This is a genomic window from Actinomadura sediminis (genome assembly GCF_042675525.1).
In the GTDB taxonomy this organism is placed as follows: Bacteria; Actinomycetota; Actinomycetes; order Streptosporangiales; family Streptosporangiaceae; genus Spirillospora; species Spirillospora sediminis.
The window spans coordinates 47,261-71,121 of the sequence record NZ_JBHTJA010000026.1 but is presented as its reverse complement, the minus strand read 5'-3'; the positions used below and the strand labels follow the sequence as shown (position 1 = coordinate 71,121).

The window sequence follows — 23,861 nt, the reverse complement described above, 5'->3', positions numbered from 1 at the left end:
CGCGCGGGCGGCGCGGTCGCCCTCGCAGCGGAACGCGGCGAGCCGCCGCTGGGCCGGGCGGGCGCGGCGGGGGCGTCCGCTCGCCCACGCGTCGGCGGCGGCGGACAGCAGCCGGTCGGCGGCGAGGGCCCGGTCGGCGGTCAGCGCCGACGCCCGCTGCCACATCCGCCAGGAGTCGGCGTACCGGCCGGAGCCCTGGGACGCGACGGCGGCGCGGGCGAGTTCGGCGGCGGCGACGTCGTCGGTGCCGCCCGTCATCGCCGCCCGGTGCCAGATCCGCCCGGTGTACTGCCAGTCGTGGACGAGCACCTCGGCGAGCAGCGCGTGCGCGGCGGTGCGTTCGGCGCGCGTCGCGTCCGCCCACAGCGACGACCGGACGAGCCGGTCCCGGACGGTCACCGCGTCCGTCTCGTACCGCAGCAGCCCCGACTCGCGGGCCGCCTCGACGTCGGACGCGCCGATGCCCGCGGCGCTCGCCGCCCGGTCGAGCGTCCCCGCGCCGACCCACTCGTCCGCGACGACGACCAGTACGAGGCGCCGCGCCCCCGGCGGGAGCCGCAGGTAGCGGCTGCGGTGCAGGGCCCGCAGCGGGCTGCCGGGCGGCAGCGCCCGCGGCGGCGCGGCGGCGCCCGACAACTGGCCGGGGGTGAGCGCGGCGGCGAGGTCGCGGATCGCGCGGGGGCACCCGTCGGCCAGGTCGACGATCGCGTCGGCGAGGGGCCCGCCGACCGCGTCGCCGATCGCGTCCCGCAGCACCCGCAGGCTCGCGTCCTCGTCGAGGGGGCCGAGCCGGAGGCGGGGAATCCCGGCGAGCCGGTCGGCGACGCGGTGGTCGTCGCGGGCGGCGAGCAGCACCGCCACCGGAAGGTCCTGCACGCGGCGCGCCGCGAACGCCAGCGCGTCCAGCGACACCTCGTCGAGCCACTGCGCGTCGTCGACCCGGCACAGCAGCGGCCCGTCCCGGGACGCCAGCGCGAGCAGCTCGCACAGCGCGGCGTACAGCGCGAACGGCTCGGCGCGGCCGGGCCCGCCGCGCACGGCGGCGAGGGCGGCGCGGTGCTCGTCCGGGAGCCGCGCCACGTCGTCCGCCAGCGGCCGCAGCAGCCGGTGCAGTCCCGCGTACGGGACGGCCGACTCGCGCGCGACACCGGACGCGCCGATCGTCCGGACGTCCGGGGCGGCGCGGCGCGCGGCCTCGTCCAGCAGCGCGGTCCGGCCGAGGCCGGCGTCCGCGACGATCGCGAGGGCGCCGCCGCGCCCGTCGCGGGCGCGGCCGAGCAGGTCCCCGATGGCGTCCAGCTCGGGTACGCGTCCGTGCAACGGTTCTCGTCCCTGTGACACTGTCATGCCGGTTCTCCCTCTGGGCAGGGGCCCATAGGTCAGCACGGAGTGACGGGACGGGTCCAGAGCGGAATTCTGTTACAGGGCGCGGGCGCAATCCCGAAAGCGTCGCATTGTGCAATGGCACAGTCCCCGCACCGGATTGTGGTTCCGCGCGCGCGGGGAGTGGGACCATGATGCCCCCGTTCGGTCCTGGAGGTGACTCCCCATGACGGCGGACGCCGACGGAGCCGTCCTGCGCAAGGCCGTCCTCCGCCTGGAGGACCGGCTGCCCGAGCTCGCCGACCGGCTCGTCGCCGAGATCCTGTCCGGCGAGGACGGCCGCGACCGTCCCGAAGCGGTGATCGGCGACATGTGGGAGGTGTGCCACACCGGGCTCGCGCACGGCTTCGAGGCGATCCTGCAGCCCGGCGGCGGCCGCGCCGATCTCGACTGGGCGCGCCGGCTCGGCGAGCGCCGCGCCCGGCAGGGGGAGCCGCTCGAGCACGTGCTGCGCGGCTACCGGCTCGCCGGGCGCGTGTTCTGGGAGGCCGTCGTGGAGGCCGTGGGCCGCCACGACCCCGAGCACATCCCGGCGCTCGTCCGGCAGGCGACCCGCACCTGGGACACCATCGACCAGCAGTCGGACGCCGCCGCCGACGCCTACCACCGCACCGAGTTCGCGCTGGCCCGCCGCAGCGAGGAGCGCATCCACGCCATCGTGGACGCGCTGCTCGACGGGCAGGGCGCCGACGGCGGGCTGCTCGGCACCGCCACGACCGTCCTCGGGCTGCCGGTGAACGGCCGGTACGCCGTCGCGATGGTGTGCGCGGACGGCGGGTTCACCGCCGACGTGGACCTGCGGCCCCGCGACGTCGGCGACATGCGGTTCCTGTGGCGGATGCGCGCGAACGCGCAGGTGGCGCTGGTCGCGCTCGGCACCGCCGACCTCGACGACCTGGTCGGCGCGCTCGGGCCGTGCACGCGCGGGCACGCCGGGGTCAGCCCCGTCGCGGAGAGCCTCGCCGACCTCGGCACCGCCCGCTGGCTCGCCGAGCTCGCGCTGCGCACCTGCCACGGGCCGGGCCCGCAGATCGCGCGGCTCGACCAGCGGCTCCCGGACGCGCTGGTGCTGTCCCAGCCGCGCCTCGCGGGACGGCTGGGGGAGGTCGCGCTCGGCGGGCTCGCGAACGTCGAACCCGCCTACCGGGAGGTGCTGCTGAGCACCCTCCACACGTGGCTCGACTGCGGCGGCTCCGCGGCCCGCGCCGCCGAGCGGCTGTTCTGCCACCGCAACACCGTCCTCAACCGGCTCCGCAAGATCGAGCAGCTGACGCGGCGGCGGCTCGCCCGCCCCGGCGACCTCGTGGAGCTGGTGCTCGCGCTCAGCGCCGTCCGCCTGCACGGCGGCGGCGCGGACGCCGGCCCGGGCACGCGCCCGTGCGTCCCGGCGGCCGGTTCCGGCGGGCACCGGACGGGGCCGCCCGCGCGGGGAGGCGGGCGGCCCCTGAGGTAGGTCGGGGAGCGGGCGGGTCACATGGGGCAGGTGCTGCGGTACTCGGAGATGTCCGAGAACCAGCCCGTGTCGGGGCCGGGGCAGAGGAACTGCGTGTAGCGGGTGTCGTTGTCGATGTAGCGCTTGAGCCACGCGATGCTGTACTTCGCGATCTCGGTGTTCGCGGTGTTCGGCGCGAAGTGGGAGGCGCCCGCGAGTTCCACGTACGCCTTCTCCGGCGGGAGGCTCTGGTAGAACGGCTCGGAGTGCGAGGTCACCGACGCGACGGAGTCGTTCTCGGCGCCGATGACGAGGGTCGGCACCCGGCTGGCCGAGAAGTTCTTGCGCGTGTTCCAGCCGGTGAGCGGGATGGCGGCCTGCAGCGACGGACGGTCCAGGGACGCCTCCAGCGTGCCGCCGCCGCCCATCGAGTGGCCCATCACGCCGAGCCGGGTCTCGTCGATCAGGTCGGAGACGTCGCGGTCCCCGACCATGTAGTCGAGGGCGGCGAGAAGCTGGTCGCCGCGGCTGTCGGGCTGGTCGAACCGGGAGTTGGTGTCGATGGTCATGACGACGAAGCCGCGGGAGGCGAGCCGCGGCCCGTACCACGACATGCTGCTCTGGCTGGCGGTGAACCCGGGCGCGATCGCCACGGCGCCGAACGTCTCGTCGGTGTCCTCGGGGTAGTAGATCGTGCCGCCGCCGAAGCCGCGGACGGCCAGGCTGGAGACGCTCTTCTGGCCGACGTCGTAGGAGCCGAGCGGCGCCTCGATGCTCCGCTCGGTGGGGTCGGGCCCGCGCTCGTAGGGGTTCTCCTGCGCGAGCGCGGTCTGGGGAACGGCGCAGAGGCCGGCGGCGAGTGCGGCGCCCGCCAGCATCTGCACCGCACGTCTGGTTGCCTTCACGTCGATTCGCTCCTGTTCCGGGGGGGAGGAGCCCGAATGGCTCCCGGACGACGGTCATTGTCAGCAGGCGTCCGCCGCCCGCACATCGGTGAAATCACCCGTCGTGCGCCCCCGGGCCGTGCCGCCGTCCGGTGGCGCGCCCGATCGCCTCGTCCGGTGACGCCGCCGAGCAGCCGCCGGACGAGCGGGTCGGCGAAGATGCGCGGACGGCCCGTCCACGATCGCGTGCGCGGCGCGGGCCGCCGCCTCGGCGGGTGCCGTCCGGCTCGGCCGTTCCTCGACCATTCCTTCTTTGTGGAGAAGGAGCCTAATGGTCGATTTCTCGACCATAGTGGAGCGAAATAGCTACCGGTGTACGGAGCGTTTCGTTCAGTGCTCGGTGCGGCGGGACGGAATGGCGGCGCGAAGGGCGCCTTCGGCGGCGCGCACGGCGCTGTTCATGGCGATCTCGCCGCGCATTCCGGGCGCCGCGACCATGTCGCCGGCGAGGAAGACGCCGTCGCCGCGGTCGATCGCGGGACGGTCCCGCCACGTCCGGCCCGGCAGGTCGAGCGCGCCCGTGCGGCCCCGGGCGGTCGCGGTGCGCGACCACGTCGTCCGGTCCCGGCGGCCGGGGACGGCCGCGTCGGCGAGGGCGTCGAGGCGGCGTAGCGCGTCGGCGCGGCGCTCGCCCGCGCGGACCGGCACGCCGAGCTGGAACAGCGTCTCGCCCGCCGGGGCCGTGCTCGGGTCCTGCATGGAGTACGACTCGTGGAAGCCGCCCTCGTCCAGGTCGAACACGATGAACGCGTCGCGCCGGTCGTCGCGGACGGCGAGGTCGAGCATCGCGTAGTGGCCGCTCTCCCAGGTGAGCGACGGGTCGCCGAGCAGGGCGCGGGCGGACGCCAGTTCGGTCGCGACGATGGTGGGCGTGCCGGGCGGCTCGGTGACGCGGGAGCCGAGCTCGACCCGGACGCCCAGCTCGCGGGCGTGCGCGGCGAGCCGGTCCACGACCGCCTGCCAGCCGCCGACGGGCCAGCGGACGGCCGGGCGCTTCGGCGCGAACACGCGGCCGATCAGCTCCCAGACGAACGCGGCCGACAGCCGTCCGGTGTCGCCGTCGTAGGTGACGACGGAGATCGCGCCGGCGGCCTGCTCGGCGGTGCGCTCGCCGAACCGCTCGGCCGCCCACGAGCGGAAGTCGCGGTCCACGGGCGCCCGCAGGAACGGCGTCCGGGCCGCCATCCGCAGGAACCCGGCGGGCGGGACGCGCCGCAGCCGGCCGCCCGCGCGGAAGAAGGTGTGCGTCATCATGCGCGCGTTGTACCTGCCGAGGGGGCCGGCGAGTCCCCGGTCGGTGAGCCACGTCCAGTGGGGGCCGTCGGCGTAGAAGACGTGCGCGCCCTCGTGCGCGACGTAGGGGGCGGGCGTCGCGCGGCCCCGGCCGCCCAGGGTGCGGTGCGCCTCGTGCAGGGTGACCGACGCGCCGCCCTCGGCGCACGCGATGGCCGCGACGAGCCCGGCCAGCCCGCCGCCGATCACGGTGATCTCGTTGTTCATCAGGACCTCCGCCGTGCGGTCGTCCGGGTGTTCCCGGACGTCGCCCGAACGACGGGACGGGCGGCGCGGGCGTGACATCGCCCGGTTGTGAGCCCGGTCACCCGGCCTCGACACACGCGTCGAGGCGAGTAAGGGGCGTTGTCGTATATGTCGGACAAGTGCCGTCAAAAGGAATTCTGTCGAAGGGTTCTTCGCGGAATTTTCCCGACCATCCCTCCATGCGAAGCATTCTCCTGCATCATGGTGGCCACCTCGCACGGAGGCCCGCGGACGGCGGGCCCTCTTCCGGTCCGGTCCCATCAGCCGCCTCGAAAAAGGACATGATGGATGACATTTCACGCAGACCGTTCCCGCCTTGAACGCGCCGCGCTCGAACGCGCGCTCCAGGTCTGGCTCGCCGCGGTCCTCGCCACGGGCGCCGGCTGGCTCGCGGCCGTCCTGGCCGCCGCGCCGGACGACCGGGCGCTGGTCGCCGCGGGCGGCGGCGGGCTGGGGCTGGCGCTGTGCGCCGCCGCGGCGGCCGCCGTCTACTTCGCCGGCCTCGCCCGCCGTCTCGACGCCTGCCTGGCCGTGGCCGAGGGCGAGGACGAGCGGCTGGAACGGCGGCTCCGCGAACTGGTCGACGGGCCGCTGCCGCTGCTCGTCGGCGGGCTCCGGGACGGCGCCGCGCCCGAGTCCGTCCTCGCCGACCTGCCCGAGACCCCCGACCCCGTCCTCGCCCGGCTGCTGCGCGTCGTCGTCGAGGGCGTCGCGGCGGCCCGCGCCGACGCCGACCGCGCGCGGGCCGAGACCGCCGCGCTCGAAGCCGACGCCGCCTGGCTGACCGGCACGGTCCTCCCCGAGTTCCGCACCCGGATGCCCGAACGGGTCGACTTCGTCCACGAGATCCTGGCCGAACTCGACCGGCCCGCCACCGACGCGTTCGCCGGGCTCGCCCACGAGGTCGGCCTCGCGATCGCCCACCAGCGCCGCTGGCAGTGGGGCATGACCGCGAACTGCGCGCTCACCGCCGCCCGCCTGCAGGCCGCCGTCCGGCGCGTCCTCAAGCAGCTTTACGAGATGGAGTTCCGCTACGACGAGACCGACGTGTTCTGGGAGATCATGGACCTGGACCACCAGGTCTCCCAGATGGGACGGCTCGCCGACAGCATCGCGACGATGTGCGACGGCCGGTCGGGGCGGCGCTGGCACAAGCCGATCCCGATGGAGCGGATCGTCCGCGCCGCCATGGGCCGCTGCGACGACTTCCGCCGCGTCCGCTACATCACCGACCACGACCGCGCGATCCACGGGCCGCACGCCGAAGGCGTCATCCAGGCGCTCGCCGAGCTGATCGACAACGCGCTGATGTTCTCCCTGGACGACACCCCCGTCCACGTGTACGTCGAGAAGGAGGTCACCGGTGTCGTCATCACGGTCGAGGACGCGGGCATGGGGATGCGGCACCGGGAGCTGGCGCACGCCGAGTACCTGGTCGCTCACCCGGACGACCGCACCGCCTGGACGGGCGAGTCCGTCGGGCTCGCGGTCGTCGGCATGCTCGCGAAGAAGCACGCCCTGAAGGTCAGCTTCCGGCCGTCCTCGCGCGGTGGCGTCGCCGCGGTGCTGCTGGTCCCCGCCGAGATCGTCACGCGGCCGGTGGAGCGCTGGCCGTGGTCCGACGAGGGCGCCCCGGGCACCGAGGACGAGGTGCCGAGCGACCGGCGGACGGCCGGGCTCGCGGGGATGCCGCCGATCCCGGACGGCCGGACGGTCGTGACGCGCGGGCGCGAGCAGCAGGAGACGCGCGAGCGAGAGAAGCGGGAGGCGCGCGAGCGCGAGAGGGCGCAGGTGCGTGAGTGCGAGCGGGCGCGGGAGCGCGAGCTCGCGCGCGGCGCCGCCGTCGCGACCGTCCCGGCGCCCTCACCCGGGCCCTCACCCGAGCCCGAGCCCTCACCGGAGCCCGAGCCCGGGCCCGAGCCCGGGCCGTCCGCCGGGGCGGCCGGGGAACCCGTGGACGCGCCGCACGAGGTCGTCGTCTGGGGCGACATGGAGCTGCCGAAACGCCGCCGGGGCGCCACGATCACCCCGGAGGAGTGGGCGCTGATGGGCCTGCGGGCGCCGGAGCCCGAGAAGGAGGACGAGGGAGAGGCGTTCGCCGCCTTCATGGGACCGTCCGAGGGCACCGAGCCCGGCGACGTCCGTCCCGACGACACCGAGATGCCCGAAGAGCCCCATGGAGGGGAAAGGTGACACCCGAAACGCGCGGCCTCGTCTGGCTCCTGGACGCCCTCAAGGACAAGGTCCGCGGGGTCCGGCACGTACTCGTCCTGTCCAGGGACGGCCTGCGGATCAGCCACACGCACGAACTCGACGACGACCGGGCCGACCAGCTCGCGGCGCTCGCGTCCGGGGTGCAGAGCCTCTCGCTGAGCGCGTCCGCCGAGTTCGGCGACGGCGGCGGCGTCGCGGCGGGCCGGTCGATGGTCGAGTTCCACGGCGGCGTGCTGCTGATCATCCCGGCCGGGCAGGGCGCCCATCTGGCCGTGGTGACCGAGCCGAACACCGACGTGGGGCTCGCCGGGCGGCGGATGGAGGAGCTGGCCCGGCAGATCCGCGGCGAGCTGTACGCGGCGCCGCGGCGGCCCGAGCACGACGCGCGGGCATGAACGCGCCGCCGGACGCCGACGACCCCGACCGGCTCTTCGCGGTCACCCGGGGCCGCGACGGGACCGGCGACGACCCGCCCGCCCGGCGGGTGCCGCCCGGTCCCGGGACCGCCCCGCGGCCCTCCCGGCGCGCCGCCGAACCGGCCGTCCTCGACGTCGTCGCGCTGATCGTCGCCGAGGACGACCCGGGCGGCGGACTGTCCGCGGAGCAGGTCGCGGTCCTGCGGCTGTGCCGCGGACATCCGGTCGCGCTGGTGGAGCTGGCCGCCCGCCTCGAGATGCCGGTGCACGTCGCGCGGATCCTGCTGCGCGACATGCGCGACACCGGACGGGTCACCGTCCGGCACCCGTCCACGGCCGTCGCCCCCTCGCGCACGGCCGACCTCGAAACGCTGAAGCAGGTCCTCGTTGGACTCGAACATCTTTGATCCCCCGCCCGTCGAGGCGCCGCTGCGGCGCACCGCCCGGGACGCCCTGAAGATCGTGATCGTGGGCGGTTTCGGCGCCGGCAAGACCACCATGGTCGGCTCGGTCAGCGAGATCCGGCCGCTGAGCACCGAGGAGGTCATGACGGAGGCCGGGGAGGGCGTCGACGACCTCACCGGCGTCCACGCGAAACGCGCCACCACGGTCGCGTTCGACTTCGGCCGCATCTCGCTGGACGACAGCCGCGTGCTGTACCTGTTCGGCATGCCCGGGCAGGAACGGTTCCGGTTCCTGTGGGAGCGGCTGTTCACCGGCAGCCTCGGCGCGGTCGCGCTCGTCGACACGCGCCGGCTGGCCGACTCGTTCCACTGCATCGACCGGCTGGAGGCGCAGGCCATGCCGTTCGTCGTGGCGGTCAACCGGTTCCCCGGGACGCGGCCGCCGCTGGACCGCGTCCGCGCGGCCCTCTGCCTGGACGAGCGCATCCCGCTCGTGGAGTGCGACGCCCGCGCCCGCGATTCGTCCAAGGGCGTGCTGATCGCGCTCGTCCGCCACCTGACCCAGCTTCGCGAGAACTCCGTCGTCCGGGAGGACGCGCCATGACCGTTACGTCCGAGGCCCCCGCGCCCGTGCCGGGCCCGCCCGAGGGCGCCGACCTGCTCGCCCGCAAGGCGGTCCTGCGGGTGACCGGCGCCGACGCCGCCGACCCCGCCGAGTTCTACCGGTGGCTGCACCGCGAGCACGGCCCCGTCGTCCCCGTGCTGCTGGACGGCGACGTGCCCGCCTGGTTCGTCATCGGCTACCGGGAGCTGCACCAGGTCACCGCCAACGACGGCCGGTTCGCCCGCGACTGCCGCCGCTGGAACGCGTGGCATCTCGTCCCGGACGACTGGCCGCTGATGCCGTACGTCGGCTGGACCCCGTCGGTGATGTTCGCCGAGGGCGACGCGCACCGCCGCCGGGCCGGGGCCATCGGGGACGCGCTCGGCGCCGTCGACCCGCCCGTCCTCGCCGGGCTCGTCGCGCGCGAGTGCGACGCGCTCGTCACCGCGTTCGCCGGGGACGGCGCGGCCGACCTCGTCGAGCAGTACTCGCACCGCGTCCCGCTGCACGTCATCGCCCGGTTGTTCGGGCTGCCCGGCGACGAGATCCCCGACCTGGTGCGGGACGTCGCCGAGTCGCTCGACGCGGACGAGCGGGCCGCCCGCGCGCACGAGCGCATCCACGCGCGGATGCGGGGGCTCGTCGATCTCCGCGGGCACCGGCCCGCGCAGGACGTCCCGTCCGTCCTGCTGTCGCACCCGGCCGGGCTCACCCCGGACGAGATCACCATCGACCTGCTGGTGGTGATGGCCGCCGCGCAGCAGCCCACCGGCAACTGGATCGCGAACGCGCTGCGGCTGATCCTGGAGGACGACCAGCTCAGCTCGTCCGTGCAGGGCGGCCGGCTCAGCATCGACCAGGCGCTCCGGCGGGTGCTGTGGGACGACACGCCGACGCAGAACTTCATCGGCCGCTGGGCGGTGCAGGGCTGCGACCTGGGCGGGCAGCGCGTCAGCGCCGGCGACCTGCTGGTGCTGGGGCTGGCCGCCGCGAACCGGGACCCGCGGGCGCGGCCGGCGGGCGGCCGGCGCGAGCCGTCCACCCGCGCCTACATGTCGTTCGGGCACGGGGAGCACGGCTGCCCCCACCCGTGCCCGCGCCTCGCGCTGATGATCGCCCGGACCGCCATCGAGGTGCTGCTCGACCGGCTGCCCGGCGTCGCGCTGTCCGTCCCGGCGGACGAGCTGCGCTGGCGGCCCTCGTTCTGGATGCGGGGCCTGCAGGACCTGCCCGTCACCTTCGACCCGGCCGGCGTCACGCCCTGAGGGCGCGCGCCGGACGGGCCGGACCAGGCGGCGGGCGGGTCAGGCGGCGGGGGTGAAGGCCATCCGCACCGCCGCCGGGCCGCGCGTGAACAGGCCCCGCTCGGCGGGCGCGAACCCGGCGGCGGGCCGCAGCTCCGGCAGCGCGTCCAGCAGCAGGTTCGCGCCGACCTCCACCTCGGCCTTGGCGAGCAGCGCGCCGACGCAGAAATGCCGGCCGAGCGCGAACGCGAGATGGTCGGCGGCCGCGGAGAACGCGCTGGTCGTGGACAGGTCGTCCCGGAAGATGTCGAACCGGTCGGGGCGGGCGTACCGGTCGGGATCGCGGTTCGCGGCCCCGATCAGGCACGTCACGGTGCTGCCCGCCGGGATCGTCCCGCCGCTCACCTTCACGTCCTCCGCCGGCTGCCGCATGATCATGTGGACGGGCGGGCTGTACCGGAGCGTCTCGGCGAACGCGCGGGGGATCAGGCTCCGGTCGTTCCGGACGGCCGCGAGCTGGTCGGGGTGCGCGAGCAGGTTCGCGAACAGCGCGGAGATCGCCTTGTCGGTCGTCTCGCCGCCCGCCGCGAGCAGCAGGCTGACGAACGCCTTGACGTCCTCGTCGCTCATCCGCGTCCCGTCGATCTCCGCGTGGCACAGCTTCGACAGCAGGTCGTCGCCGGGCTCCGCGCGGCGCCGCGCGATGATCGGCAGCATGTACTCGGCGAGTTCGGCGCGGGTCCGCAGCCCCGCCTCGGCGATCTCGGGGTCCTGCGCGAGATTGCCGAGGAACGCGATGATCGAGGTGTACCAGCGCTGGAATCGCGCGTGGTCGGCCCGGTCGAGGCCGAGCATGTCGACGATGACGTTGATCGGGAAATGCGCGCTGAACTGTCCGACCAGTTCGACCGTTCCGGCCGTCCGGAATTCGTCGATCAGTTCGCGGGCGTTCCGTTCGATCACCGGCAGGAACCGGTCGCGCAGTTCGGCGCCGCGGAACGCGGGCGCCACCAGCCCCCGGCGGACGGCGTGCTCCCGCCCGCTGAGCTGCAGGATCGTCCGTCCGTGCACCGGTTCGAGCTGCCAGTCGTAGTTCGCGGTGGTGAACACCGGGTCGCGGAAGGCGTGCTCGACGTCGGCGTACCGGGAGATCAGGTAGCTCTGCGTGGCCTCGTGCCAGAAGAGCGGCGCCTCCTCCCGCAGAACGCGGTACCCGGTGTAGGGATCGGCGGCGAATTCGGGCGACAGGATGTCGGGAATCATGGTCGCTCCCGGTGCGCGGTCGTGGACGTTCCGAGCTTAGGAAGCCGAATTCGCGCGGTCCAGGGGCAATTTGCTTGCTTTATGGGAAATGTCGACGGTGGCCCCGCGCGGAACCGAGCCGGGAGGGACGCGGGTTCAGGCGCGGGCGCGGGTACGGCCGGCCGTCAGGTTCAGCGTCTGGCCGACCATGGTCGGCAGCCGCGGGTCGGCGAGGAACGCGACGGACGCGGCGACCTCCCCGGCGGCCGGGGCGGGCCCGAGCGGCGTCGGCTCGCCCGGTTCGGCAGGCGCCACCGCGTTCACCGCGATGCCGAACGGCGCCAGCTCCCGGCCCAGCGACTTCGCCAGCGCGATCACGCCCGCGTGCGCCGCCGAGCACGCCGTGGCGTCCGCCCGGCCGGCCACGCCCGCCTCCGACGCCAGCAGCACGATCCGCCCGCCGCCCCGTTCCGCCATCCCCGGCAGGACGGCCTGCGCGCAGGCGAACGCACCGCCGAGCGCGGTGTCGACGACGTGCCACCAGTCGTCCGGGTCGTGCTTGGGCAGCGGCGCGGTCGTCCGGTGCGCCGCCGCCGCGACCAGGACGCCGACGTGCTCGCCCGCCGACCGCTCCAGCCGCGCGAGCATCGCATGGACCCCGTCCGGGTGCGCGACGTCGCCCGGCGCGGCGATGCCGCCGATCTCCTCGGCGAGCCCGCCCAGATCGACGTCCGGGAGGTCGTTCACCGCGACCCGGTGGCCGTCCGCCGCGAGCCGCCGCGCGATCGCGGCGCCGTACCGGCCGCCCGCCCCGGTCACGAGCGCGAGCGCCATCAGATCACCGCCCCGGCGTTCGGCGACAGGACCTCGCCGGTGCACGCCGTCGCGTCCTCGATCAGGTACGCCGCCGCGAGGGCGACCTCCCGCGGCGACGTCAGCCGCGCGGCGGGCACCCCCTGCAGGTGCGCGGGCCGCCGCAGCATCGAGTCGTCCGGTACCAGGGGCGTGTCGGTGGGACCGGGCGCGACCGCGTTCACCCGGACGCCGAACGGCGCGACCTCGGCGGCCAGCGACCGGACGAGCCCGAGGACCGCGCCCTTCGCCGCCGCGTAGTGCGCCTGCGCGTCCGCCCCGCCGACCGCCGACGACGCCGACACCGCCACCACGGACCCGCGCCCCCGGTTCACCATGTCGGGCGCCACCGCCCGGCACACGTTCACGACGCCCCCGAGATGGACCCGCAGCATCCGCCGCCAGTCGTCCCAGTGCACGTCCGACGCCGGGACGATCGCGTGGTGCCCCGCCGCGCACAGCGCGGCCTCGACCGGCCCCAGCGTCCGCTCGATCCGCCCGACCGCCGCGCTCACCTGCGCGGGATCGGACACGTCCGCCTCGATCGCCAGGTCCGCGCCCGGCGCCGGGCGCAGATCCAGCCCCGCGGTCGTCCACCCGCGGCTCGCCAGCTCGTCCACCACGGCGGTCCCGATCCCGCCGGCCGCCCCGGTGACGAGCGCGATTCTTCGTCGCATCACGCCTCCTCGGATGTCCGAACGCCCAGCGAAACCGACATAACGGCAGGTCGCAAGGGAAATGGCGGAAATTTGAACCGCCAGTGAACAGCGGCCCGATTACTTACCATGTGGTAGAAAATCGGGACAGGCCATGACGAGACCCTGGAGGGGCAGTGCCGGCACCCATCCCGCTCCCGCAACACCTGACACCCCTCGACGGCCCGCCCGCGACCCTCGGCCCCCGGCTCCGCGTCGCCGTCCCGTCCGAGTCCCTGCGCCCCCTCGGCGAGACCGTCGCCGGCCTCCTCGCGCGCCTCCACGCCGCCGAGACCACCGTCACCGTCGGCACCGAGGGCGACCTCCGCCTGGTCCTCGGCACCCCCGCCGACGCCGCGTCCATCACCCGCCCCCGGGGCATCGACCCCCGCACCGCCGCCCACCACCCACCGCCCGCCACACCCCCTGTGCCCGGTGCCGCGTCGGCTGGTGCCGCGTCGGCTGGTGCCGGCTCGCCCGCCGTCGACGCTTCGGCCGCTGCGGACACCGTGACGGCCGCGGCCGCCGCGGGGGTGCCCGGCGCCGCCGGTGCCGCGACGTCCGGGGGGCGGGAGGGGTACGGGCTGGTCGTGGACGGCGACGGCGGGTGCACGGTCACCGCCGGGGACGCCGAGGGCCTGTTCCGGGGCGCGGTGACGTTCGCGCAGCTCCTCCGGCGGGACGGCGGCGGGTTCGTCGCGCCCCGGGTGCGGATCGCGGACGGGCCCGCGTTCGCGTGGCGGGGCCTGTCCCTCGACGTGGTGCGGCGGTTCTTCACCGTCGACCAGGTGAAGAAGGTCGTCGACCTCCTCGCCCTCTACAAGTTCAACGTCCTGCACCTGCATCTCAGCGACAGCCAGGCGTGGCGGCTCGAGATCGGCGCGTGGCCGCGGCTCACCGACCCGCAGACGTGGCCGGGGCGGCTGACGAACGCCGACGACGGCGTGCGGCCCTCCTACACGCAGGACGACTTCCGCGAGATCGTCGCGTACGCGGCGGCCCGGTTCGTCACCGTCGTGCCCGAGCTCGACATGCCGGGCCACGTGCTGGCGGCCGTCCGCGCGTACCCCGAGCTGCAGGGGCCGGACGAGCCGGTGCACAAGCTGCTCGCGTACCTGCATCCGCGCGGGGACGCGACGTTCCGGTTCGTCGAGGACGTCCTGCGGGAGGTCGCCGCGCTGACGCCGGGGCCGTTCCTGCACATCGGCGGCGACGAGGCGTTCGGCATGCCGGACGAGCTGTACCGGGAGTTCGTCGCGGGGGCGCTCGAGATCGGGCGGGCCACCGGCAAGCGGGTCGTCGCGTGGCAGGAGGCGGCGCGTTCGGGTGCGCTGACCCCGGCGGACGTCGCGCAGGAGTGGGTGGGCGCGGGGGACGAGTTCGACGCCGACGCGGCGCGCGAGAGCATCCCGCCCGAGTACCACGCGCTCGTCGACGTGATGGCGGCGGCGTTCGCCGAGTCGGCGCGCGACGTGCCCGCCGCCGTCGCCGCCGGGACGCCGGTCCTCGCGTCGGCCAGCAGCGTCATGTACCTCGACCGCCGGTACGCGGAGGACTCGCGGGACGCGGCGCAGACCGCGCGGCGCACGCGGGTCGGGCACGAGTCGTACGAGCCGCGCACCTGCCGGGAGCTGTTCGACTGGACGCCGGGCACGCTCACCGAGATCCCGGACGGCGCGGACCTCGCGGGCGTCGAGGCGGCGATCTGGTGCGAGACCGTCGAGGGCTTCGACGACCTCGCGTTCCTGCTCCTGCCGAGGCTCCCGGGTATCGCCGAGAAGGCGTGGACCCCGGCCCGCACCGGGTGGGACGACTACCGCCACCGCCTCGCGTCCCACCCCGCGTGGTGGGACGCCCTCGGCTGGCGCGACCACTACCGCTCCACGACCGCCTTCCCCGGGTAGCGCCCGTTGTCCACCGGTCGGTGGACAACGGGTTCAGCCGGTCGAGGCTGTCGGCGGTGCCGCCCCCGCGACCAGGATCGACGGCATGACAGAAGTTGCCGAGTCGGCGAGCGGGAGTCCGGCCACGGAGCCGGACGAGGTGGTGCGGCTGCGGGCCGTGCGCAAGGTGTACGGCGGTCCGGGGCGGGGGACGGCGGCCCTGGACGGGCTGACCGTCGGGCTGCCGCGCGGGACGTTCACCGCGGTGATGGGGCCGTCCGGTTCGGGCAAGAGCACGTTCCTGCACTGCGCGGCGGGCCTGGAGCGGCCGACGTCGGGATCGGTGCGGCTGGACGGGACGGACCTGGGCTCGCTCGGCGAGCGGGCCCTGACCAGGCTGCGCCGCGAGCGGATCGGGTTCGTGTTCCAGGCGTTCAACCTGCTTCCGGCGCTGACCGTGGTGGACAACGTGACGCTGCCGCTGCGGCTGGCGGGGCGGCGGCCGGACCGGGGCGCGGTGGCGGAGGTCCTGGAGCGGGTCGGGCTGGCCGACCGGCGCCGCCACCGCCCCGCGGAGCTGTCGGGCGGGCAGCAGCAGCGGGTGGCGATCGCCCGGGCGCTGGTCACCCGGCCCGCGGTCGTCTTCGGTGACGAGCCGACCGGCGCGCTGGACACCGGCAACGCGCGCGAGGTGCTGACCCTGCTGCGGGAGGTCGTCGCGGAGGAGGGGCGGACGGTCGTCATGGTGACCCACGACCCGGTGGCGGCCGCGTACGCGGACCGGGTGGTGTTCCTGTCGGACGGCCGGATCGCGGGCGCGCTGAACCGGCCCACGTCCGAGCGGGTGGCGGAGTGGATGACCCGGCTGCGGGGCGAGCGGGCGCCCACCGCGGACGACGCGGGCGCCGCGGGCGGCGAGACCGTGCGGGAGCTGTGGTGATCGGCATCTCGCTGCGCATGCTGCGCTTCCACGCGGGCGGGTTCCTCGCCGCGTTCGTCGCGATGTTCCTCGGCGCCGTTATCGTGATCGGCTGCGGCGGGCTGCTGGAGTCCGGGATCCACCGGGCGGCGCCGCCGCAGCGGCTCGGCGCCGCGCCGATCGTGGTGACCGGCGACCAGCGCTACCACGGCACCGCCTCCGACGAGGTGTTCGCCGAGCGGGTCCCGCTGGACGCGGGTCTGGCGGCGGAGCTGGCGGCCGTGCCGGGCGTGACCGGCACGGCGTCCGACGTGTCGTTCCCGGTCCGGTGGGCGGACGGCGGCCGGGAGCTGACCGGGCACGGCTGGTCGTCGGCGCGGCTCGCCCCCGCCGCGCTCGTCCGGGGCACGGCGCCGTCCGGGGACGGGCAGGTGGTGCTGCCGGCCGGGCTCGGCGCGGGCGTCGGCGACACGGTCGGCCTGCTGCTGGGCGGCGGCGCGGCGCGCTACCGGGTGTCCGGGCTGGTCGGCGGCTCCGGCGCGGTCTACCTGACGGACGCCGAGGCCGGGCGGATCACGGGACGTCCCGGCAAGGTCGACTCCATCGGCGTGTTCACCGCGCCGGGGACCGGCGTGGCGGCGGTGGAGCGCGCCGTCGCCGAGGCGGTCGACGGCAGGCAGGTCGCGGTGCTGACCGGTGACGAGCGGGGCCGGGCGGAGGACCCCGGCGTCATGTCCGAGGGCGAGGACCTGATCCCGCTCGCCGCCGCGTTCGGCGGGCTGTCGGCCATGGTGACGGTGTTCGGCGTGGCCGCCACGCTCGGCCTGTCGATCCGGCGGCGGGCGCGCGAGACGGCGCTGCTGCGGGCCGTCGGCGCCACGCCCGGCCAGGTCCGCCGGCTGGTCGTCGGCGAGACGATGCTGCTGGCGGTGGTCGCCACCGGGCTCGCCTGCCTGCCCGGCCCGTACGTGGGGCGGTGGCTGCTCGCCGCGTTCGCCGACGCGGGAGCGGTGCCGGAGACGCTGGCGTACCGCGCCGGGAACGTCCCGCTCGTCGCCGGGGTGTGCACCGCGCTGCTCACCGCCCTCGTCGCCGCGTTCGTCGCGGCCCACGGCGCGGCCCGCACCCGGCCCGCCGAGGCGCTCGCGGAGGCGTCCGTGGAGAGCCGCCGGTTCGGTGCTGCCCGCATCGTCGCGGGGCTGGGCTTCCTCGCCGGCGGCACGGTCCTGGCGCTGGTCACGGCCAGGGCGGACGGCCCCGACGCCGCCGGGATCGCGACCCCCGCCACGCTGGTGTGGACGTCCGGGTTCGCGCTGCTGGGGCCCGTCCTGGCCACGGCGGTGACGGCGGCGCTGCGCCGCCCGCTGCGCGCCGTGACCGGGTACGCCGGCCACCTGGCCACCGAGAACGCCCGGGCCCGCACCGCCCGGCTGACCGGCGCGGTCCTGCCGGTGATGCTGGCCGCCGGGCTGGCGCTGGCGCTGGTCTACATGCAGACCACGCAGACGAAGGGGGCGCGGGAGGTGTTCGAGGACCGCCTGCGCGCCGACCTGGCGGTCACCTCCGCCGCGGGCGGCCTGCCCCCGGCGATGGTCGACGAGATCGCGCGGCATCCCGGCGTCGCGGCGGCCTCGGCGCAGGTCGCCAGCGCCGGCTTCATCGAGCCCGCCGGGCTGGCCGGGCCGCTCGTCCACGAGGGCGACCAGGGCGACGAGGGCGAGGACGCGCCGGATCCGCCCGCGATGGCGCTGCTCGGCGTCACCGCGTCCGGGGTCGAGCGGACCACGGCGTTCCGCGTCACCGGCGGCAGCCTGGACGCTCTCGACGGCGCGACGGTCGCGCTGCCCGAGCGGTACGCGGGGCCCTACGAGATCGGCGACACGGTCCCGATGCGGCTCGGCGACGGCAGCCGCGCCGCCCTCGAACTGGTCGCCACCGTGGAGTCGCCGCCCGGCTACGAGACGGCGCTGCTGCCCGCGGGGGTTCTGCTGCCCCACACCGACGGCGGTCTCGTCCCGCAGATCCTGGTGACCGCCGAGCCCGGCGCGGACCGGGCCGGGCTCGCCCGCGCGCTCGCCGAGAGCGGGCCGGGCCTGCGGGTGGTCGACCGGGAGACGCTGTCGGAACTGCGCGCCGAGCAGGACCGCACGCAGGCGTGGATGGCCTGGCTCGTCCTCGCCGTCGTCGTCGGCTACGCCGCGATCGCCCTGGTCAACGCCCAGATCATCGCGACGGGGGAGCGGCGGCGCGAGTTCGGGCTGCTGCGGCTCGCCGGAGCGGCCCGGCGGCAGGTGCTGCGCATGATGGCGGTGGAGGCGGTGCTGGTCACCGCGGCCGGTGTCGCGGTGGGTCTGCTGGTCGCCGCGGCGACGCTGGTGCCGCTCAGCCTGAGCGTCCTGGGCGGCCCGGTCCCGGGCGGCTCCCCGTGGATCCTGGCCGCGGTCGCCGCCGCCGCGCTCGGGCTGACCCTGGCCGCGACGCTCCTGCCCGCGCTCGCGCTGCTGCGCGTCCGTCCCGGCCACGCGGTCGCGGGCGAGCGCGGATAGCGGGCCGGTCCCGGGGCGCGGCCGGGCGGCCGCGCCCCGGGACCGGCGCCCACCGAGGAAACGTAAGGTGATCACCATGGCGCCCCCCGACGACCGGTTCCGGATCCTGCGATGGAACACGGGCCTGTGGCTGCTGTTCGGCGCGGCGCCCTTCGTCGTCGCCGGGCTGGGCGACCAGGGCGCCATGCGGCACTGGGCCACGTGGACGCCGATCGCGCTCGGCGTCGCCCACCTCGCCGCCCTGCGGTTCCCGCGGGCGCGGGTGCCGTTCCTGGCCGTCCTCGTCGCCGGGCTCGGCGCCGTCGCCTACCTGCGCGGCGGCGGCGCCTCCCTGTTCGTCGTGTCGCTCCCGACGTTCTGGCTGTTCGCCCCTACCGTGGCGCGGGCGGTCGCGTGCAGCGGCGCGGGGGCCGCCGCGGCCCTCGCGGGCGGTGCCGTCCGGACGGGCGACCCGCTCGCCGGGAACCAGGTCGTCATCATGGCCGCGTTCGCCGCCGGGGCGGTGCTCGGCGCGTTCGTGCACCTGCTGCTCAGGCGGGCCGCGGAACGGTCCAGGCGGCTCGCGGAGGAACTGGCGGCGGCCCGGCTGGAGCTCGCCGACGCGTACCGCCGGGAGGGGGCGGCGCAGGAACGCGACCGGCTGGCCCGGGAGATCCACGACACGCTCGCGCAGGGCCTGGCGTCCATCGTCGTCCTGGCGGAGGCGGCGCGGGCGGACCTCACGGGCGATCCCGCGGCGTCCGCCCGGCTCACCTCGATCGAGCGCACCGCGCGCGAGAACCTCGCCGAGGCGCGCGTCCTGGTCGGCGCCGCCCAGCGGGACGCCTCCGGCTCGATCGCCCGGACGCTGCGCCGCACCCTCGACCGGTTCGCCGAGGACACCGGCCTCGCCGTGGACGGCGACCTCGCCGACGTCGACTGCGACCAGGCGACCCGGATCGCGCTGCTGCGCTGCACCCAGGAGTCGCTGGCCAACGTCCGCAAGCACGCCGCCGCGTCCGCGGTGAGCGTCGTCCTCGCCGGGGGACCGGACGCCGTCGAGCTGGAGGTCACCGACGACGGCCGCGGGTTCGACGTCGCCGCCGCCCGCGGCTTCGGCCTCGCCGGGATGCGCCGCCGCGTCGCCGAGCTGGGCGGCGAGCTCACCGTGACCAGTTCCCCCGGCGACGGCACCCGGGTCCTCGCCGTCCTGCCCGCCGTCCCGCCCGCCTCCGTCCCGCCCGCCCCCGTCCCGCCCGCCGCCGTTCCGCCCGCCGCCGTCCCGCCCGCCGAGGAGTGACATGCCCGAAGCCGAACTGCGGGTCATCGTGGCCGACGACCATCCGGCGATGCGCGCCGGGGTCGTCGCGCTGCTGGCCGCCGAACCCGCCATCGCCGTCGTCGCCGAGGCCGCCGACGGGCGCGAGGCGGTCGAGCTCGTGGCGCGGCACCGTCCCGACGTGGCTCTCCTCGACCTGCGGATGCCCGTCCTGGACGGCGTCGCCGCCACCACCCGGATCGTGTCGGCGGGCCCCGGCACCCGGGTGCTGATCCTCACCACCTACGACACCGACGACGACATCGAACGGGCCGTGGAGGCGGGCGCCGTCGGCTACCTCCTGAAGGACACGACCCGTGACCAGCTCATCGACGCCGTCCGGTCCGCGGCCCGCGGCGAGACCGTGCTGGCGCCGCGGGTCGCGCAGCGGCTCATGGCGCGGATGCGGCGGCCCGCCCCCGTCACGCTGACCGCCCGCGAGGTCGACGTCCTCAACGCGGTCGCCGACGGCCTGTCCAACGCCGAGATCGGCCGGCGGCTGGTCATCGCGGAGGCCACCGTGAAGACCCACCTGCTGCGCATCTTCGCCAAGCTCGACGTCGCCGACCGCACCCACGCGGTCGTCACCGCGCTGGAACGCGGCCTCATCACCCGTTCCTGAGCGGGACGGCGTCAGGACGCGGCGCGCTCGCGTTCCAGCGCCTCGCGGCGGGCGCGCTGTTCGGCGACGTCCGCGACCGGCGCGGACAGCAGCAGGCTCCGCGTGTACGGGTGCCTCGGGTCCTCGGTGACCCGCGCCGCGTCGCCCGTCTCGACGATCTCGCCCCGGTGCAGCACCGCGACCCGGTGGCTCACGAAGCGGACGACCGCGAGGTCGTGCGAGACGAACAGGTAGGACACGTCCGTCTGCTCCTGGATCTCGAGGAGGAGGTCGAGGACGGTCCGCTGCGTGGTGAGGTCGAGCGCCGAGACGGGCTCGTCGCACACGATCAGCTTCGGCCCGATCGCGAGGGCGCGGGCGATCGCGACGCGCTGCCGCTGGCCGCCGGAGAACTCGCGGGGCAGCCGGGCGGCGGCGTCGGACGGCAGGTGCACGCGTTCCAGCAGGTCGCCGACGCGGCGGCGGGCGTCGCGACGGCCCATGCCCTGCGCGAGCAGCGGCTCGGAGAGCGTGTCGCCGATGGCCAGGGACGGGTTCAGCGACGTGTACGGGTCCTGGAACACGACCTGGAGGTCCTTGCTGAGCCGCCGCCGCTGCCTGCCGGTGGCCCGTTCGATGCGCTCGCCCGCGAACGTGATCGAGCCCGACCGGACGGGTGCGAGCCCGAGGATCGCGCGTCCGATCGTGGTCTTGCCGGAGCCGGAGCCGCCGACCATCCCGAGCGTCTCACCGGGCCGCACCTCCAGCGAGACGCCCTTCAGCACCTCGGTGCGGGGCGCCCGGAAGCCCTTGCCCGGGTACGAGACCCGCAGGTCCTCGACGGTGAGCAGTGCGTCGTCGTTCACGCCGTCTCCTTCTGCGCGGGGCGCCACGGTTCGCGGGCCGGGACGTCGTCCAGGACGGCCCCGAGCAGGCGGCGCGTGTACGGTTCGGCGGGCTCGCCCAGGATCCGCTCGGTGGGACCCGACTCGACGATGCGCCCGTCGTGCATCACGCTGACGCGGTCGCACAGGTCGGCGACGACGCCGAGGTTGTGGGTGACGAGCAGGACGCCGAGGCCGCGTTCGGCCTGCAGGCGGCGGAGGAGGCCGAGCACCTCCGCCTGCACCATGACGTCGAGGGCGGTGGTCGGTTCGTCCGCGATGAGCAGTTCCGGGTCGCAGGACATCGCGCCCGCGATGAGGACGCGCTGCGCCATCCCGCCCGAGATCTCGTGCGGGTACGACCCGAACGTCCGCTCGGGGTCGGGGATCTCGACCTGCCGCAGCAGGTCGAGCGCGCGGGCGCGCGCCTCCGCCTTCGAGATGCCGAGCTTGTACCGCATCGGCTCGACGAGCTGGTCGCCGATCGTGAACGACGGGTCGAGGTTGCTCATCGGCTCCTGCGGGACGTACGCGACGACGTCCCCGCGCAGCGCCCGGTGCTCCCGCTCGGACAGCCCGACGATCTCGCGTCCCCGGACGGTGACGCTGCCGCCGCTGACGCGCCCGCCTTCGGGGAGGATCCCGAGGATCGAGAACGCCGTCTGCGACTTGCCCGACCCCGACTCGCCGACGAGCCCGACGATCTCGCCCTGGCGGACGTCCAGGTCGATGCCGTGCACGACCTCTTTCTCCCCGTACGCGACGGCGAGCCCCCGGACGGACAGCAGGTCCGCCCGTTCGGCGGCGTCCGCGGCCCCGTCCGTCGCGTCCGCCCCGTCCGCCGCGTCGCTCGCGCGCGCCGCGGTCTTCGCGCCGGCCGTGCCGCCGCGCCGGTCGCGCGGGCGGCGGGGGCGGGCGGGGGCGGGGCGGTCGCCGCGGTCCTCGAGGGCGTCGCGGAGCGCGCTCGCGAGCAGGACGAGCGACGCGCTGGTCAGCCCGAGCGCGAGGCCCGGCCACACGATCATGGAGGGGGCCTGCTGCATGTTCTGGAACGCCTCGTTCAGCATCGCGCCCCAGGTCGGGGTGTCGCCGCTGCCGATGCCGAGGAACTCCAGCCCCGCCTGGAGCCCGATCGCGAGCCCGGCGACGAGCGCGACCTGGATGATGATCGGGGCGCGGACGACGATGAGGACGTGGCGGGCGACGATCCGCAGGTCGGTGAGACCCGACACCTTCGCCGCGTCCACGTACAGCTCGCCGCGGACGCCCGCGACGATGCCGCGCACCAGCCGGAAGAAGCTCGGCGCCACCAGCACGCCGAGGACGATCATCAGCACCCAGACCGTGTTGCCGAGGATCGCGCGGGACGCGAGCAGCACGACCATCGCGGGGAGCGCCATGACGAGGTCGACGGTCCAGCTCGCCGCGGCGTCGAACCGTCCGCCCCGGTACCCGGCGAGGAGCCCGGCCGGGACGCCGAGCGCGAGCGCGACGAGCAGGGCGATGACGGCGCCGCCGAGGGTGAACCGGCCGCCGTGCAGCAGCCGGGACAGCAGGTCGCGCCCGGCGGAGTCGAACCCGAGGGGGTGGCCGGCGGTGGGGCCGCCGAACGAGTCGGCGAGGTCGGCGGTGCCGGGGTCCTGCGGAGAGAGGACGGGCGCGAGCAGCACCGCGACGACGATCGCCGCGAGGATCACGGCGGGGACCAGCCCGAGCGGGTTGCGCAGCAGCCGCCGCAGCGCGCCGCCCGGCCGCCGGGCGGGCGCCGCCGGGGCCTTCTCGACGGTTTCGCTCACGAGACCCTCGCCTTCGGGTTGAGCCAGCCGATCAGGACGTCCACCAGCAGGTTGATCGCGATGACGCCGACCACCGTGAACATCACGATCGCCATGATCATCGGGATGTCGCCGCGGGTGGTGTAGGTGACGGTCATGCTGCCGATGCCCGGCAGGCCGAAGATCTGCTCGACCAGCACCGCGCCGCCGAGCATCCCGACGAACTGCAGGCCGAGGACCGTCAGCGGCGGGGCGGCCGCGTTGCGCAGCACGTGCCGGAACAGGATCCGGCCGGGCGGGAGGCCGCGGGCGCGCAGCGTCCGGACGTAGTCCTGCCGGAGCACGTCGATGACGGCGCCGCGCACCTGCTGGGAGACGCCCGCGACGGCGGCGACCGACAGCGACGCGATCGGCAGCGTGACCGTGGACAGCCAGCCGGACGGCGACTCGCTGAACCCGATGTACCCGATCGCGGGGAACCAGCGGAGCTTCACCGCGAACACCACGACGATCACGAGGGTGACGAGGAACCCGGGCAGCGCGTACCCGACCACGCCCAGGATCTGGACGAACCGGTCGATCGGGCCGCGCCGGACGCCGGCCCACACGCCGAGCAGCAGCGACAGGACGGCGCTGACCAGCGTCACCCCGACCATCAGGCTGAGGGTGACGGGCAGCCGGGTGGTGATGGACTGCAGGACGTCCTCGCCGGTGAACCACGAGGTGCCGAAGTCGCCGCGCACCGCGTGCGCGAGCCAGTCGGCGTACTGGGCGAGGACGGGACGGTCGAGGCCCAGCTCGGCGTTCTTGGCGTCCACCAGGTCCTGCGCGGCACGGTTGCCCAGCAGTTGGCGGCCCACGTCGTTGTCGGGGATCGACAGCAGCAGATAGGACAGGACGGAGATCACGAACAGGAGCACGACCCCCGCCGCGGTCCTGCGCAGTACGAAGCTCAGCATCTGACTCGGCTTCTGTGGTCGGGAGGCT

General features: G+C 75.6%; 20 protein-coding genes. 11 read left to right on the top strand and 9 right to left on the bottom strand.

What is annotated here, in order from left to right; translation table 11 throughout:
* On the bottom strand, positions 1-1,347 hold a 1,347-nt coding region (locus ACFQ11_RS15805), incomplete at its 3' end, for an AAA family ATPase (protein ID WP_378299075.1).
* A 202-nt stretch (positions 1,348-1,549) separates the two neighbouring features.
* On the opposite strand from ACFQ11_RS15805, the gene ACFQ11_RS15800 reads away from it, so the two are divergent.
* Positions 1,550-2,836 (top strand): PucR family transcriptional regulator, encoded by a 1,287-nt coding sequence (locus ACFQ11_RS15800; protein WP_378299074.1) that lies wholly within the window; start codon positions 1,550-1,552, stop codon positions 2,834-2,836.
* A 17-nt stretch (positions 2,837-2,853) separates the two neighbouring features.
* Here the strand turns inward: ACFQ11_RS15800 and ACFQ11_RS15795 are convergent, their stop codons facing one another.
* Positions 2,854-3,693 carry an alpha/beta hydrolase family protein gene (locus ACFQ11_RS15795; RefSeq protein WP_378299078.1) on the bottom strand — a complete coding sequence of 280 codons (840 nt, stop codon included), beginning with the start codon at positions 3,691-3,693 and terminating at the stop codon, positions 2,854-2,856.
* Between the two features lie 396 nt (positions 3,694-4,089).
* Positions 4,090-5,259, bottom strand: a complete 1,170-nt coding sequence (locus ACFQ11_RS15790) for an FAD-dependent oxidoreductase (protein ID WP_378299077.1) — start codon at positions 5,257-5,259, stop codon at positions 4,090-4,092.
* A 327-nt stretch (positions 5,260-5,586) separates the two neighbouring features.
* Between ACFQ11_RS15790 and ACFQ11_RS15785 the strand changes: the two genes are divergently transcribed.
* Genes ACFQ11_RS15785 through ACFQ11_RS15765 form a run of 5 tightly spaced genes read left to right on the top strand, consistent with a single transcriptional unit; the run spans position 5,587 to position 10,201 of the window.
* Positions 5,587-7,491, top strand: a complete 1,905-nt coding sequence (locus ACFQ11_RS15785) for an ATP-binding protein (RefSeq protein WP_378299073.1) — start codon at positions 5,587-5,589, stop codon at positions 7,489-7,491.
* Positions 7,488-7,907 carry a roadblock/LC7 domain-containing protein gene (locus ACFQ11_RS15780; RefSeq protein WP_378299072.1) on the top strand — a complete coding sequence of 140 codons (420 nt, stop codon included), beginning with the start codon at positions 7,488-7,490 and terminating at the stop codon, positions 7,905-7,907. Before ACFQ11_RS15785 ends, ACFQ11_RS15780 begins: the two co-directional genes overlap by 4 nt.
* Positions 7,904-8,335, top strand: coding sequence for a DUF742 domain-containing protein (locus ACFQ11_RS15775; RefSeq protein ID WP_378299071.1), 432 nt, complete (start codon positions 7,904-7,906; stop codon positions 8,333-8,335). The genes ACFQ11_RS15780 and ACFQ11_RS15775 overlap by 4 nt, the downstream gene beginning before the upstream one ends.
* Entirely contained in the window at positions 8,316-8,936 is a 621-nt protein-coding gene (locus tag ACFQ11_RS15770; protein WP_378299070.1) for a GTP-binding protein, read from the top strand. Before ACFQ11_RS15775 ends, ACFQ11_RS15770 begins: the two co-directional genes overlap by 20 nt.
* Positions 8,933-10,201, top strand: coding sequence for a cytochrome P450 (locus ACFQ11_RS15765; RefSeq protein WP_378299069.1), 1,269 nt, complete (start codon positions 8,933-8,935; stop codon positions 10,199-10,201). The genes ACFQ11_RS15770 and ACFQ11_RS15765 overlap by 4 nt, the downstream gene beginning before the upstream one ends.
* 39 nt (positions 10,202-10,240) lie before the next feature.
* On the opposite strand, the gene ACFQ11_RS15760 is transcribed toward ACFQ11_RS15765, so the two are convergent.
* The 3 genes from ACFQ11_RS15760 to ACFQ11_RS15750 form a co-directional block, all read right to left on the bottom strand.
* Entirely contained in the window at positions 10,241-11,443 is a 1,203-nt protein-coding gene (locus ACFQ11_RS15760) for a cytochrome P450 (protein ID WP_378299068.1), read from the bottom strand.
* Between the two features lie 135 nt (positions 11,444-11,578).
* The gene (locus tag ACFQ11_RS15755; protein WP_378299067.1) at positions 11,579-12,256 is read right to left on the bottom strand and encodes an SDR family NAD(P)-dependent oxidoreductase; all 678 of its coding nucleotides are present in this window, start codon (positions 12,254-12,256) and stop codon (positions 11,579-11,581) included.
* Positions 12,256-12,951, bottom strand: coding sequence for an SDR family NAD(P)-dependent oxidoreductase (locus tag ACFQ11_RS15750; protein WP_378299066.1), 696 nt, complete (start codon positions 12,949-12,951; stop codon positions 12,256-12,258). The genes ACFQ11_RS15755 and ACFQ11_RS15750 overlap by 1 nt, the downstream gene beginning before the upstream one ends.
* A 155-nt stretch (positions 12,952-13,106) precedes the next feature.
* Here ACFQ11_RS15750 and ACFQ11_RS15745 point away from each other — a divergent pair, with 155 nt between their 5' ends.
* The 5 genes from ACFQ11_RS15745 to ACFQ11_RS15725 all read left to right on the top strand — a co-directional run bounded on the left by ACFQ11_RS15745 (position 13,107) and on the right by ACFQ11_RS15725 (position 20,236).
* On the top strand, positions 13,107-14,873 hold the full coding sequence (locus tag ACFQ11_RS15745) for a family 20 glycosylhydrolase (protein ID WP_378299065.1): 1,767 nt from the start codon (positions 13,107-13,109) through the stop codon (positions 14,871-14,873).
* An 85-nt stretch (positions 14,874-14,958) separates the two neighbouring features.
* Positions 14,959-15,792, top strand: a complete 834-nt coding sequence (locus tag ACFQ11_RS15740) for an ABC transporter ATP-binding protein (RefSeq protein WP_378299064.1) — start codon at positions 14,959-14,961, stop codon at positions 15,790-15,792.
* On the top strand, positions 15,789-18,317 hold the full coding sequence (locus ACFQ11_RS15735; protein WP_378299063.1) for an FtsX-like permease family protein: 2,529 nt from the start codon (positions 15,789-15,791) through the stop codon (positions 18,315-18,317). The genes ACFQ11_RS15740 and ACFQ11_RS15735 overlap by 4 nt, the downstream gene beginning before the upstream one ends.
* A 76-nt stretch (positions 18,318-18,393) precedes the next feature.
* Positions 18,394-19,596: a sensor histidine kinase gene (locus tag ACFQ11_RS15730; RefSeq protein ID WP_378299062.1), complete on the top strand. Its 1,203-nt coding sequence runs from the start codon at positions 18,394-18,396 to the stop codon at positions 19,594-19,596.
* Position 19,597: 1 nt separating this feature from the next.
* Positions 19,598-20,236, top strand: coding sequence for a response regulator (locus tag ACFQ11_RS15725; protein ID WP_378299061.1), 639 nt, complete (start codon positions 19,598-19,600; stop codon positions 20,234-20,236).
* An 11-nt stretch (positions 20,237-20,247) separates the two neighbouring features.
* Here the strand turns inward: ACFQ11_RS15725 and ACFQ11_RS15720 are convergent, their stop codons facing one another.
* Genes ACFQ11_RS15720 through ACFQ11_RS15710 form a run of 3 tightly spaced genes read right to left on the bottom strand, consistent with a single transcriptional unit; the run spans position 20,248 to position 23,833 of the window.
* Complete coding sequence (locus ACFQ11_RS15720; RefSeq protein WP_378299060.1) at positions 20,248-21,081, bottom strand: ATP-binding cassette domain-containing protein; 834 nt, start codon at positions 21,079-21,081, stop codon at positions 20,248-20,250.
* The gene (locus tag ACFQ11_RS15715; protein ID WP_378299059.1) at positions 21,078-22,895 is read right to left on the bottom strand and encodes a dipeptide/oligopeptide/nickel ABC transporter permease/ATP-binding protein; all 1,818 of its coding nucleotides are present in this window, start codon (positions 22,893-22,895) and stop codon (positions 21,078-21,080) included. The genes ACFQ11_RS15720 and ACFQ11_RS15715 overlap by 4 nt, the downstream gene beginning before the upstream one ends.
* The gene (locus tag ACFQ11_RS15710; protein WP_378299058.1) at positions 22,892-23,833 is read right to left on the bottom strand and encodes an ABC transporter permease; all 942 of its coding nucleotides are present in this window, start codon (positions 23,831-23,833) and stop codon (positions 22,892-22,894) included. The genes ACFQ11_RS15715 and ACFQ11_RS15710 overlap by 4 nt, the downstream gene beginning before the upstream one ends.
* Positions 23,834-23,861: the final 28 nt, after the last annotated feature.

What these genes read in the sequence shown, in the direction of transcription:
- ACFQ11_RS15800 (WP_378299074.1), top strand. Translation starts at nt 1,550, where the DNA reads ATGACGGCGGACGCCGACGGAGCCGTCCTGCGCAAGGCCGTCCTCCGC.
- ACFQ11_RS15795 (WP_378299078.1), bottom strand. Translation starts at nt 3,693, where the DNA reads ATGCTGGCGGGCGCCGCACTCGCCGCCGGCCTCTGCGCCGTTCCCCAG.
- ACFQ11_RS15790 (WP_378299077.1), bottom strand. Translation starts at nt 5,259, where the DNA reads ATGAACAACGAGATCACCGTGATCGGCGGCGGGCTGGCCGGGCTCGTC.
- ACFQ11_RS15785 (WP_378299073.1), top strand. Translation starts at nt 5,587, where the DNA reads ATGACATTTCACGCAGACCGTTCCCGCCTTGAACGCGCCGCGCTCGAA.
- ACFQ11_RS15775 (WP_378299071.1), top strand. Translation starts at nt 7,904, where the DNA reads ATGAACGCGCCGCCGGACGCCGACGACCCCGACCGGCTCTTCGCGGTC.
- ACFQ11_RS15765 (WP_378299069.1), top strand. Translation starts at nt 8,933, where the DNA reads ATGACCGTTACGTCCGAGGCCCCCGCGCCCGTGCCGGGCCCGCCCGAG.
- ACFQ11_RS15760 (WP_378299068.1), bottom strand. Translation starts at nt 11,443, where the DNA reads ATGATTCCCGACATCCTGTCGCCCGAATTCGCCGCCGATCCCTACACC.
- ACFQ11_RS15755 (WP_378299067.1), bottom strand. Translation starts at nt 12,256, where the DNA reads ATGGCGCTCGCGCTCGTGACCGGGGCGGGCGGCCGGTACGGCGCCGCG.
- ACFQ11_RS15750 (WP_378299066.1), bottom strand. Translation starts at nt 12,951, where the DNA reads ATGCGACGAAGAATCGCGCTCGTCACCGGGGCGGCCGGCGGGATCGGG.
- ACFQ11_RS15740 (WP_378299064.1), top strand. Translation starts at nt 14,959, where the DNA reads ATGACAGAAGTTGCCGAGTCGGCGAGCGGGAGTCCGGCCACGGAGCCG.
- ACFQ11_RS15730 (WP_378299062.1), top strand. Translation starts at nt 18,394, where the DNA reads ATGGCGCCCCCCGACGACCGGTTCCGGATCCTGCGATGGAACACGGGC.
- ACFQ11_RS15725 (WP_378299061.1), top strand. Translation starts at nt 19,598, where the DNA reads ATGCCCGAAGCCGAACTGCGGGTCATCGTGGCCGACGACCATCCGGCG.
- ACFQ11_RS15710 (WP_378299058.1), bottom strand. Translation starts at nt 23,833, where the DNA reads ATGCTGAGCTTCGTACTGCGCAGGACCGCGGCGGGGGTCGTGCTCCTG.